At 73.7% G+C, this 11716-nt stretch carries 12 protein-coding genes; 6 read left to right on the forward strand and 6 right to left on the reverse strand.

Annotated features, from left to right (window positions below):
* Nucleotides 1-36 precede the first annotated feature (36 nt).
* Entirely contained in the window at nt 37-1146 is a 1110-nt protein-coding gene (locus tag RBH18_RS14335) for a hypothetical protein (protein WP_306207797.1), read from the forward strand.
* Here RBH18_RS14335 and RBH18_RS14340 read toward each other — a convergent pair whose 3' ends face one another.
* The 4 genes from RBH18_RS14340 to RBH18_RS14355 form a co-directional block, all read right to left on the reverse strand.
* A complete protein-coding gene (locus tag RBH18_RS14340; protein WP_306207799.1) occupies nt 1147-1587 on the reverse strand; it encodes a hypothetical protein in 441 nt (146 codons plus the stop codon).
* Nucleotides 1588-1770: 183 nt separating this feature from the next.
* A complete protein-coding gene (locus tag RBH18_RS14345; protein ID WP_306207801.1) occupies nt 1771-2811 on the reverse strand; it encodes a sensor histidine kinase in 1041 nt (346 codons plus the stop codon).
* Nucleotides 2811-3473, reverse strand: coding sequence for a response regulator transcription factor (locus RBH18_RS14350; protein ID WP_306207803.1), 663 nt, complete (start codon nt 3471-3473; stop codon nt 2811-2813). Before RBH18_RS14350 ends, RBH18_RS14345 begins: the two co-directional genes overlap by 1 nt.
* 41 nt (nt 3474-3514) lie before the next feature.
* Nucleotides 3515-5209, reverse strand: coding sequence for a hypothetical protein (locus RBH18_RS14355; RefSeq protein ID WP_306207805.1), 1695 nt, complete (start codon nt 5207-5209; stop codon nt 3515-3517).
* A gap of 63 nt (nt 5210-5272) precedes the next feature.
* Between RBH18_RS14355 and RBH18_RS14360 the strand changes: the two genes are divergently transcribed.
* The gene (locus RBH18_RS14360) at nt 5273-5893 is read left to right on the forward strand and encodes a class I SAM-dependent methyltransferase (RefSeq protein WP_306207806.1); all 621 of its coding nucleotides are present in this window, start codon (nt 5273-5275) and stop codon (nt 5891-5893) included.
* A 9-nt stretch (nt 5894-5902) separates the two neighbouring features.
* The gene (locus RBH18_RS14365) at nt 5903-7033 is read left to right on the forward strand and encodes a Fic family protein (protein WP_306207807.1); all 1131 of its coding nucleotides are present in this window, start codon (nt 5903-5905) and stop codon (nt 7031-7033) included.
* On the opposite strand, the gene RBH18_RS14370 is transcribed toward RBH18_RS14365, so the two are convergent.
* Both RBH18_RS14370 and RBH18_RS14375 read right to left on the reverse strand, forming a co-directional pair.
* Nucleotides 7030-7683, reverse strand: coding sequence for a response regulator (locus RBH18_RS14370; RefSeq protein WP_306207809.1), 654 nt, complete (start codon nt 7681-7683; stop codon nt 7030-7032). The genes RBH18_RS14365 and RBH18_RS14370 overlap by 4 nt on opposite strands.
* Nucleotides 7680-8867 carry a sensor histidine kinase gene (locus RBH18_RS14375; protein WP_306207811.1) on the reverse strand — a complete coding sequence of 396 codons (1188 nt, stop codon included), beginning with the start codon at nt 8865-8867 and terminating at the stop codon, nt 7680-7682. The genes RBH18_RS14370 and RBH18_RS14375 overlap by 4 nt, the downstream gene beginning before the upstream one ends.
* Before the next feature lie 109 nt (nt 8868-8976).
* On the opposite strand from RBH18_RS14375, the gene RBH18_RS14380 reads away from it, so the two are divergent.
* The 3 genes from RBH18_RS14380 to RBH18_RS14390 all read left to right on the forward strand — a co-directional run.
* On the forward strand, nt 8977-10551 hold the full coding sequence (locus tag RBH18_RS14380; RefSeq protein ID WP_306207813.1) for an alpha/beta fold hydrolase: 1575 nt from the start codon (nt 8977-8979) through the stop codon (nt 10549-10551).
* A gap of 64 nt (nt 10552-10615) precedes the next feature.
* Nucleotides 10616-11167 (forward strand): DUF4956 domain-containing protein, encoded by a 552-nt coding sequence (locus RBH18_RS14385; protein WP_306207815.1) that lies wholly within the window; start codon nt 10616-10618, stop codon nt 11165-11167.
* On the forward strand, nt 11164-11716 hold a 553-nt coding region (locus RBH18_RS14390; protein ID WP_306207817.1), incomplete at its 3' end, for a VTC domain-containing protein. The genes RBH18_RS14385 and RBH18_RS14390, both read left to right, overlap by 4 nt.

Genomic DNA, 11716 nt, shown 5'->3' on the forward strand with positions numbered 1-11716 from the left:
CTGATCCCCCGACCGGGCGGTCGAGTGGAGGCAGACATGCCGGGAGCAGCGCAACGCGCGTCGGCACCGATCGGCACGGCCCGCGCGGTCGAGCAGGTGTTCCGCGAGGCCGGCGGCGGTCGCCTGATCGAGGCACGCACGGAGACCGCCCGCGGCCGCGGCACGATCATGGTCCGCTTCGTCCGCGGCACCTGGATGTGCCACGCCACGGTCGACCCCCGGACCGGCTCGGTGCTGTCGATCGTCGACGACGGCCCCCGCGTCCCGGTCCCCACACCGCCCCTCTCCGCCGCCGCCCCGGTCGCCACCCAGCTGGACTTCCGCACGATCTGGGACGTGCAGGCCGCCGTCGACGACCCGGCCGTCGCCTACGTGGCCACCGACGCGGGCGTGGGCCGCGTGCGCCTGGGCCGCGACCTGGCCTGGACCCTGACGGTCGAGGACCATCACGGCACGGGCTTCGGCGCCACCCGCCACGTCGCCGCCGTCCCGGGCGGCGTGGTCGGCACCACCGCCGACGGGCGAGCCTTCCGCTTGGACGCCGACGGCCGCCGCTGCTGGGCGACGTGGCTGCCCGCGGCCCCGCACACGATCGTCGCCGACCCGGGCGGCAACCGGTTGCTCCTGGCCACCGACGCGGGCGCCCTGGAAGTGAACGCGGCCACGGGCGCCGTGCTCGGGGTGGGCGGCGGTCCGGTGCGGGCGGCGGCCTACCTGCCCGGGGGCGGTCACCTGCTGGCCGGCCACCGCGGCGAGCTCCTGGTCACCGGCGCGCGCGGGGGCGTCCGCCGGCGGCACGAGCAGGACGGTTACGTCGAGCGGCTGTGGGCGTACGCGGGGAAGGTCTTCCTGGCGGGCGAGCACGGCCTGAAGGAGATCTCCCCGGGCAAGGGCGTGGTGGCGCAGTGGTCCGCGCCCGGAGCGGGTGCCGTGCAGAGCGCGGTCGTCGCGGGTGGCCTGGCCTTCACCTGCACCCGCGACGGCCGCGTGGACCGGCACGACCAGGCGACCGCCGCGTGGCACGGGACGCTGCCGGGGCTGCCCGACCATCCCTCGGCCGTCACGACCGTCGACCCGGGCGCCGGCCCCTGGCTGCTGACCGGCCACCGTGACGGCCGCCTGACCGCGTCGGCGGTGCGGGGCTGATCAGCGATAGAAGTGTTCGGGGTCGCCGCAGAGCTGGCTGGACGTCTGGTAGTTCCGGCACACGGTCACCCGGATCCGGTTGATCCCGCCGACGAGGTCGGGATCGCCGATGGTGAAGTCGAACGCCCGGAGGGTGCCGAGGTCGCTCTCGTCGTTGGCGGTCCGCGTCTCCGTGTCGATCTTCGTGTCGCCGGCGAACGCCTCGAACAGGGCGGTCGCGCTGCCCGCGCCGCTGTCCCAGACATAGCCGTTCACGTACGCCGTCCGGTTGTACCAGGTGATGGACCCCCACGTCTCGCCCAGGCACGTGGCTCCACACACATCGAACGAGGAGTCCGTGGCGGCGGTGGACGGCGCCGCCAGGGCCGAGACGGCGGTTGCGGTGACGACTGCTGCCGTGGTCGCGGCGACCGTGGCGGCGCGCATCAGGTGACGCATCATGATGTTCCCCTCATCAGGATCGACGTTCCTGCGACCGACCGTAGAGGCGATCCCCGGCCACCTGAAGAGCCAATCCCGCACCGAACATAGGAGCCAATCGATGTCATCCGCGTCGCTGTGTCCGCGGTGCTGCTCGCCCGCTGGGGCTCCAGCAGTTCTGGGCCCGTCGCCTTGTGCGGCCGGTCAGGCGGCCGGGAAGCGGACGGTGAAGCGCAGGCCGCCGCCCTCGAGGGGGTCGGCGGTGATCGTCCCGTCGTGGGCCTGGACGATCGAGCGGGCGATGGCCAGGCCGAGGCCGCTGCCGCCGCTGTGGTCGATGCGGGTGGCGGCGAGGCGGGTGAAGGGCTCGAAGAGGCGGGCGACGTCCTCGGGCGGGACGAGCGGGCCGGTGTTCTCGACGATGAGCAGGCCGTCGACGGTGACGCGGACCGTGCCGCCGGGGTGGTTGTACTTGGTGGCGTTGTGGACCAGGTTGCGGACCAGGCGCTCGAGGAGGATGCCGTCGCCGGGGACGCGGCAGGGGTAGACGGCGGTGCTGACCTTGACGTCGTTGGCGTCGGCGAAGGCGGCGTTGGCGTCGATGACGTCCCGGGTGATGCGGTCGAGGTCCTGGGGGTTCCGGGCGGCCAGCCCCTGGTCGGCCTGGGCGAGCACCAGGAGGCCCTCGATGAGCCGCTCGTTGCGGGTGTTGGTGGCCAGGAGCTGGCTCGTGAGCAGGGCGGACTGCTCGGGGGTGAGCTGCTCGGCCATGCCGACCTCGATCAGCGTGCGCTGCAGGGCGAGGGGCGTGCGCAGCTCGTGCGAGGCGTTGGCCGCGAAGGCGCGCTGGCCCTCGTAGCCCGACGCGATCCGGTCCATCATCGCGTCGAGGGCCCGGCCGAGGCGCTTGTCCTCGGCCCGGCCGCGCCGCCCGGGGCGTACGCGATAGCCGAGGTTCTGGGGTCCCAGCTGGTCGACCACCGGCACCAGGCGGCGGATCGGGGCCAGGACCCACCAGCCCAGCGGCACGAGCACGAGCAGCGACACCGCGAGGATGATCGCGTACCCGGCGAGGTCGAAGATGGGGACCTTCCGGGTGATCCGGCAGGGCAGGCCGTCGACGTCGGCGACGCAGGGATAGTAGTAGAGCCAGGACCAGCCGAGCCGGCTGTAGAGGAACTGCAGGACGTGCACCAGCGTCACCGTGGCCACGGCGGCGACGAGCAGGCGGAGGCGCAGGCCCATCAGGACAGGCCGATGCGGTAGCCGGCGCGCGGGACGGTCCGCACGACCGGCGGGTCGCCCAGCTTGCGGCGCAGGGTGGAGACGGTCACGCGGACCACGTTGCTGAACGGGTCGGTGTGCTCGTCCCAGACCTGTTCGAGCAGGTCCTCGGTGGTGACGGCCTGGCCTTGGGCCCGCATCAGCGCGTGCAGCACCCCGAACTCCTTGACGGTCAGCGCGAGCGGGCGCCCGTCTCGGGTCGCCGTGCGGGTGGCAACGTCGACCACGATGCCGTCGCGCTCGAGGACGGGCGGGAGCGCGGGCGCCGTACGCCGGGCCAGGGCCTGCACCCGGGCCACCAGCTCGGCGAACGCGAACGGCTTGGTCAGATAGTCGTCGGCCCCGAGGCCGAGCCCCTCGACGCGGTCGTAGATGCCGGCGGCGGCGGTCAGGAGCAGGACCCGGGTGCCCCCGCCCGTACGGGCGACGTGCCGGCACACGTCGTCCCCCGACCCGCCCGGCATGTCCCGGTCGAGCACCGCGACGTCGTACCGGTTGACGGTGATCTTCTCCAGGGCCTGTGCCCCGTCGTACGCGACGTCGACCGCCATCGCCTCGCGCCGCAACCCGACGGCGATCATGTCGGCCAGCAGTTCCTCGTCGTCCGCCACCAGTACTCGCACGGGCGCCATGCTGCCATGATCGCTATGAAGAACCTGTGAGGTCATGGTTGCCAGACCCACGCGTCACGGACGGTGACCGGATCGCCGTAGACCTGGGCGATCAGGTAGCGCAGCCCGGCGTTGGACTGGTCGGCGCGCATGGCGAGGGCTTCGCCGTGCCAGTTCGCGACATCCGCGCGTACGGCGGCCTTGTCCTTCGCGGTCAGCTCCGGCGTCTTCCCGGACATCTGCACCCCGGTCACCAGCTGGGTCAGGCGGCTCGGGTGCGTGGTGCCCATCTGACCCTTGCCGTCCGGGCCGGGTCCCAGGAAGTAGCCCTCCGGCACGGTGAACTCCTGCCGCGCCTGCGCACTCCAGCCGAGGCTGTCGCGGCCGAGCCAGTTGCTCGGCAGCGGCACCGGGACGAGGGTGCCGCCCGGCTGGACGTACTCGCGCCAGGCGCCGCTGGTGACGAAGGCCGGCGCGGGCCGCTCGGGCATGGCCGGCAACGGCGTCGGCAGCAGCGGGAGCAGCGCGGCCGCGACGAAGACACGGGACGGCTTGAGCCGGTCCCAGGCGAGGGCGACGAGGAGGACGGCGGCGCCGGTCACCGCGTACGTGAGCCTGCTCGGCATCATGAGGTTGAACACGGGCAGGTGCTCGGGCAGGTGCGCCAGCAGCCCCCGGTGCCCGGTGTTCTCGCCGGCGATGCGCACCACCGGGCCGGCCGAGAGCACCGCGAAGATCACGGCCACGCAGCCCGCCACCCGCGCGGCGACGGATCGGCGCCAGAGCACGGCGACAAGGACGATCAGGAGGAGGGTGAGCGGCCAGCCGTACCAGCTGTTCTGCTCGATGCCGCCCTGCGCGGCCTCCCCCGCCGGGCTGCCGGCCAGGCTGTCCCGCGGGAAGGTCAAATAGGTGACGGGGTCCTCGCCCCACGTGGTGAAGGCGGGCATCCCGATGAAGGTCTGCGGCCCGTGGAACTGGAACCAGATCGGATAGGCGCACAGCGCGCCCGCCACGAGCGCGGTGACGCCCAGCGGCTTGAGCTTGGTCAGGGCGTTCCGGGGGCGCAGCAGCGTGCCCAGCCCGCAGGCCAGCGCGGTGACCAGCAGCAGCTCCTCGTTGATGAAGAGCTGCCAGGTCACCAGCAGGCCCAGGATCGCGCCGTCGCGGACCCACCTCGTGGTCGCGCCGAGCCGGAAGACCGCCGCCACGATCAGCGGGAGCACGAAGTTCGACACGAAGTTGGGCTGGCCGTTCGCGTGGTGGATCACGCCCGGCGCGAAACCGGCCAGCGCGCCGCCCGCGAAGGCCGCCACGCGGGAGCGCACGACATGGCGCTGCAGGACCCAGTAGGTCGTCGCGGCGGTGCCGGCCGTCGCCAGGATCAGCCAGACGACGTACGTCACCCGGGGCCCCGCGAGCCACGTCAGCGGCGCGAGCGGCAGCGTCACCCCGAGCACCGACGTGTTGGCCATCATGTTGACGCCGTACGGGGTGTTCTGCGTCGCCGAGAACAGCGGGTTGCCGCCGTGCAGGAGCACGTGGGCGCCGTGCGCGAGCAGCCACTCGAACCACGTGTGGTCCGCGGGCAGGTGCGAGGAGACCCGCTCCCCCGGCGCCTCGAGGAAGCGCCACATGACGACGACACCGAGCGCCAGGTACGCCGTGAAGGCGACCAGGTGCGTCTTCTTGGGTTCCGGCGCGGCGGGGACAGCCCGGCCGGGGGCACGCTCGAGGAGGACGGTCATGGGCGGGGACCGTACGGACGGCGACATAAGCGCCGGATAAACGCGGGGATGCATGATGACGGGATGAGGGACCGCACCGAGACCCAGGCGTTCTTCGCCGAGCGCGCCGCCCGCTGGGACAGCAGGTTCGGCGACGACCTGCCCGCCTACACCGCCGCGATCGCCACGGCCCCACCCCCGCCGGGCGGCACCGCGATCGACGTCGGCTGCGGCACCGGCCGGGCCCTCCCCGTCCTGCGCGACGCCGTCGGCCCCACCGGCACGGTCCTCGGCCTCGACATCACCCCGGAGATGCTCGCCGTCGCCGCCACCCGCGCCACCGCCGCCCGGGCCCTGCTGGCACTGGCCGACGCGAGCCAGCTGCCGCTGCCCACCGCCACGGCCGACGTCATCTTCGCCGCCGGCCTCGTCAACCACCTGCCCGACCCGGCCGCCGGCCTCGCCGAGCTCGCCCGCGTGACCCGCGCCGGCGGCACGCTGATCCTCTTCCACCCCATCGGCCGGGCCGCCCTCGCCGCCCGCCACGGCCACGCGCTGCGCCCCGGCGAGCCGCTGGCCGAGGGGCCCCTGCGCGCGCTCACCGCCGCGACCGGCTGGACCCTGACCGCGTACGAGGACGGGGAGCGCCGCTTCCTCGCCACCGCGCGCCGGGTCTCGGCAACTGCCCCGCCACGGGAGCGCTAGCGTCCGCGCGTGCTCGTCGCAACCCCGCCGCTGGATGACACCGACCACCGAGTCCTCGCCGAGCTGGACGAGATGCGCGACGAACTGGCGGCGCTTCTCCGCAGGAAGCCCCGATGGGAGATCCAGCTGCGCCGCAGCCTGTTCGCGGCGGCGATCCAGGGCTCGAACACCATCGAGAACATCACGATCAGCAACTCGGACGCTCGCGCCCTGGTCGAGCACGCTCCCCTGTCCGCTGCGGCCGGCGAGGAGACGCAGCAAGCAGTCACGGGCTATCGCGATGCGATGACCTACGTGCAACAGACGCCGGCGATGCCCTTCTTCGACTACTCGGAAACGCTGCTGTCCACGCTGCACTTCATGATCACGAAGTATCAGCCCGCGAAGTGGCCGGGACGCTACCGCGCCGGCGGCGTCTACGTGACCAGCGCCGACCCCCTTGAGCCCGCGTACACCGGGCCGGACGCCGATGCGGTCCCCGGGCTCATGGGCGAACTGGTCGAGTGGCTGCGTGGCGGAGACCTCGACTGCCCGCCCTACGCCCGCGCGGCGATGGCCCACCTCAACCTCGTCGGCATCCATCCGTGGCGGGACGGCAACGGCCGGACAGCGCGGGCGCTGCACGCGCTGGTGCTGGCGCGCACGGGAGAGCTGGCGCCCGAGTTCTCCTCGATCGAGGAGTGGCTGGGCGAGCAGGTCAACACGGTCCAGTACTACGAAGCCCTCCGAACCGTCCAGCAGGGCACCTTCCAGCCGGAGCGCGACGCCCACTCCTGGCTCAGGTTCGTCTTCACGGCGCATCACCGGCAGGCGCAGCGCGTGCAGCGGCGCGCCGACTGGACCGTGCACCTGTGGCACGACCTGGCACGGCTGGCCGACGAGCGAGGGCTTCCGGAGCGCACGGTCTCCGCCCTCTACGCCGCCGCGGTCGGCGAGGTCCGGCGTGTCACCTACCAGCGCGACGAGGGGCTCAGCCGGGGCCAGGCCATCCGCGACATCCAGGCCCTGACGCGCTCGGGCCTGCTGGAGCCGCGCGGCAACGCGATCACCCGCGTCTACGTCCTCGACGGCGCCGCCGCCGAGATCGCGGAGTCCGCGGCCGACGCCGTCCGCAGCCCCGGCCGCGACCCGTACCTCTAGGAGCCGGCGCGGACGAGGCCGGTTTCGTACGCGTAGACGACGGCCTGGACGCGGTCGCGCAGGGCCAGTTTGGTCAGGACCCGGCTCACGTGGGTTTTGACCGTGCCTTCGGAGAGGTGGAGGCGGGCGGCGATCTCCGCGTTCGACAGGCCGCGGGCGATCAGGCCGAGGACCTCCCGTTCCCGGTCGGTCAGGGGGTCCGGGCCGGGGCCGGCGGCGGGCGCGGCGGCCGGGGCGACGTAGCGGTCCAGGAGGCGGCGGGTCACGGCCGGGGCCACGACCGCGTCGCCTCGGGCGACCATGCGGATCGCCGACAGGAGGTCCGGGGCGAGGGTGTCCTTGAGGAGGAAGCCGCTGGCTCCCGCCTGCAGCGCCGCGTACACGTACTCGTCGAGGTCGAAGGTGGTCAGGATGAGCACCCGGGTGGGGGTGGCGGACGCGCAGATGCGGCGGGTTGCCTCGACGCCGTCGGTGCCGGGCATGCGGACGTCCATCAGGACGACGTCCGGGGACAGCTCGCGGGCGATCCGGGCGGCCTCGGCGCCGTCTCCGGCCTCGGCGGCCACGTGCATGTCGGGGGCGTTCTCGAGGATCATGCGGAAGCCGGTGCGCACCAGGGCCTGGTCGTCGGCCAGGACGACGCTGATCATGGGCGGACCTCCGGCAGCGGCAGCCTGGCGCGGACCACGAAGCCGGCGCCCGCCGACGGGCCGGCGTCGAGCCGGCCGCCCAGCACGCGGACGCGTTCCCGCATCCCGCGCAGGCCTTGGCCGCGCCCGTCGCCCGGCCGGCAGCCGGCGCCGTCGTCGCTGACCTCGATCACGATGCCCCCGGCGGCGTACGTGATGACGACCTCCGCCCGCGCCCCGCCGCCCGCGTGTTTGCGGACGTTGGTGAGCGCCTCCTGCACGATCCGGTACGCCGCCAGGTCCACGGCGGACGGCAGCGTGACCGGCGTCCCGTCGACGCTCAGCCGGACCGGGGTGCCCGCCGCCCGTACCTCGTCGAGCAGCCCGGGCAGCACGCCCAGCCCGCGCTGGGGATGCCAGGCGTCGTCGACGTCGCCCACCGTGGCGAGGACGCGGCGCATGTCGGCGAGGGATTCGCGGCCGGTCCGGATGATGGCGTCGAGGGCCGCGCGCGTGTCCGCCGGCCGGTTGTCGAGCGCGGCCGCGCCGCCCTGGGCCTGGACGACCATCACGGACAGGCCGTGGGCGACGACGTCGTGCAGTTCCCTGCTGATCCGGCCGCGCTCGGCGGTCACCGCGAGCACCGCCTGCTGTCCCCGTTCGCGTTCCAGGTCGTCGGCGCGGGCGCGCTGCTCGGCCACGTACGCCCGGCGGCTGCGCGTCGCCGACCCGATCGCCCAGGCGGCGATCAGCAGCAGCGCGATCCCCGGCAGATCGTCCCAGGCGATGGTCCAATCGTCCGCGGGCGCCTCGAAGCCGACGGGGGCGGGCAGCGGGGGCGGCGGGGGCGGCGGCACCCGCTCGGTCCTGCCGACGGCGAACGAGCTCGACGCCACGGCGAGGACCAACGCGCCGGAGAGCCCGAGCAGGGACAAGGCCCAGCCGTGCCGGGCGGCCACCGTGTAGAGCAGGATCGGCACGCTCAGATCCACGATGGTGAGCGGCACGGACCCGGCCAGATGGAGCACGGCGGCGGCGCAGACGAGGGCGAGCATCGGGAACGGCCGGCGGCGGCGCAGCGCGACCGCCGCCCCGGCGAGCCCGGTCGCGGCCCACCAGAGCGTCGCGTGGTCTCCGCCGGCGCCGGCCGCCACCAGGAAGGCGGCCAGGGCTGCGTCCTGCACGACCGTGCGTACGCTGTTCACGAGCCCGAGCCTACGATCCCGCGGGGTGCCGGCGAATCTGTCTTCAGACGTATTCCGGACACCTCTCGCGACAGACGCCGGCAGCGCGCGCGGTCCGCAGACTGACGACATGAATCGATGGAGAGCGGTGGTCGCCGCGGCGCTCGGCCTGACCACACTGATCGCGAGTACGCCCGCCACGGCGGCACCCCGTCCACAGGCGACCGTCCACTGGACAGCCTGCCCCACCTACTCCGAGGAAGCACTCCGGGTCATGGCCCCGCCGGACCGCCTCGACCGGTTCCGGGAGCTGCTGGCCCGCCTGGAGTGCGGCACTGTCAGCGTGCCCCTGGACCACGACAGGCCGCGGGGCCGGCACATCACCGTCGCGCTCACCCGCCTCAAGGCCGCCGACCAGGCCCGCCGGCTCGGCAGCCTGGCGCTCAACCCGGGAGGCCCCGGCGGCAGCGGCTATCTCATGCCCGTCGAGCTGCTGACGATGAGCGCCGCCGGCGACCTGCACGAGCGCTACGACCTGATCGGCTTCGACCCGCGCGGCGTCGGCTACAGCACGAAGACGGACTGCACGCCGCCCGCCGAGGAGCCCGCCCCGCCTGCCACCAAGGCCGAGGCCCGCCGGGTGTACGACCTCCAGGTGCGCGTCAACGCCGAGTGCGGCCGTTCGGATCCCGCCTTCCTCGGCTCGCTGACCACCGCGAACGTCGCGCGTGACCTGGACGGCATCCGGGCCGGCCTGGGCGAGCGGAAGCTGCACTTCGTCGGCGTCTCCTGGGGCACCTGGCTCGGCGTGGTCTACCGCGACCTGTTCCCCGCGTCCGCCGGCCGGATGTTCCTCGACAGTGTGGCCATCCCCCGCTTCGACCTGGCCACCTTCCGGGAGGTCCGGGCGGCGGCGGCCGAGCGCAACTCCCTGCGCTTCGCGGCGTGGACGGCCGAGCGCGACGACCGCTACGGCTTCGGGACGACCCCCGAGCAGGTACGGGAAGCCCTGATCGCGGTGCGCAAGGACTACGACGCGCACCCCCGGCAGTTCACCGATGTCGCGATGCCGTTCGACGGCAGGTTCGTCGCCCTGGCCGCCAGCCAGAGCGCACCGGTGTGGCCCCTCGCCGCCCAGGTGCTCGCGGAGCTGCGCGACGCGACCGGCCCCACCGCGCCACCGACGGTCAAGGAGGTCACCGGCGAGCCGGAGGAGCCGTCCGAGCCGCCCGCCGACCTGCCCGAGCGCGGGAACGAGACGATGGGCCACGCCGCCTTCTGCAACGAGGACCCCAGCCGGCTGGGCTTCGAGGACGCCTGGGCCGCCTATCGGCGCCGGCTCGCGGACAACCCGCTCACGGGCCGGGCGAGCGGGGACTTCGACGCCGGCTGCGCGGGATGGCCGCTGCCGGTCCAGCCCGTGCGGCTGCATCACGGCGGCAGCAGCCTGGTGCTCTCCGGCCACCGGTACGAGACGCCGTCGCCGTACGAGTGGACGCCGCAGATGCGGGCCGTGGCCGGCGGCCGCGTCTACACCGTCGACGACGACGTGCACGGCTCGGTCCTCAACGAACCGGCGTGCGCCGCCGACCTCGTCGCCTACTTCACGACGGGCCGCATCGACGGCGGCTGCCCTGGCGCGCCGGTTCCGGCAGCCACCGCGGCCCGTACCGCCTTCAGCAACACCGGTGACCGCCTGCCGTAGGTGAACGAGAAATGGACAGGCGGCGTACAGGCGGTTTACAGGTTCGTGCGGTGAAGTGAGGCCCGTGGATCAACTTCTCGCCGTCGGCGCCGACCTGGTGGCCATCGCCGTGCTGACGTTCGCCGTGTACTTCCCGCGCCATCATCGGCGGGACCTGGTCGTGGCGTTCCTGGGCGTCAACATCGGGGTGCTGGCGACGGCGATGGTGCTCGGCTCGTCGACCGTCGGCGCCGGGCTCGGGCTCGGCCTGTTCGGCGTGCTGTCGATCATCCGGCTGCGGTCGGACGAGATCGCGCAGCACGAGCTGGCGTACTACTTCGCCGCCCTGGCGCTCGGCCTCATCGCCGGCCTGAGCGGCTCGATCGACCTGCTGAGCGGCGCGCTGATGGCCCTCGTGGTCGCCGGGCTCTTCCTCGGCGACCACCCGGCGCTGTTCCGCCGCTACCGGCAGCAGACCATGCAGCTCGACACCGCCTACACCGACGAGGACGCCCTGCGCACCCACCTGGAGGGCGTCCTCGGCGCCCGCGTGGTCAACCTGGTCGTCCGCCACGTCGACCTGGTCAACGACACGACCCTCGCCGAGGTCCGCTACGCCCGGACGGGCCCGTCATGACGCTCGATCGGACCGTGCCGCCGTTCGCGCCGATCGGGCTGGCGGAGCTGCTCGCACGGGCGGAGCTGCTGACCCGCACCGACCGCAAGTACCTGCTGCCCGGCGCGGACCTGCCGGTGCTGCTCAGGGCGCTGCCGACCGGGACGCGGGTGCTGGAGATCGACGGGCGGCGCCGGTTCGCCTACCGCTCGGCGTACTTCGACACGCCCGGCCTGGACAGCTACCTGGCCTCGGCGCGGCGCCGGCGCCGGCGCTTCAAGCTGCGGGTCCGCGGCTACCTCGACACCGGGCAGCAGTTCGTCGAGCTCAAGACGCGCGGGGCCCGCAACACCACGGTCAAGAGCCGTTTCCCGTACGCCGGGAGCGCCGACCGCCTCGACCCCGCCACCCGCGACCTGGCGTCGAGCCTGCTGGCCGCCGCGGCGATGCCGCCCGTGACCGGCGAGTTCCAGCTGACGCTCGTGACCACGTACGAGCGGATGACCTTGATCCTGCCCGGCACCGCGACCCGCGTGACCGTCGACCGCGAGCTGGCGTGGCAGCTCCCCG

The sequence above is a fragment of the Actinoplanes oryzae genome (assembly GCF_030757795.1).
In the GTDB taxonomy this organism is placed as follows: Bacteria; Actinomycetota; Actinomycetes; order Mycobacteriales; family Micromonosporaceae; genus Actinoplanes.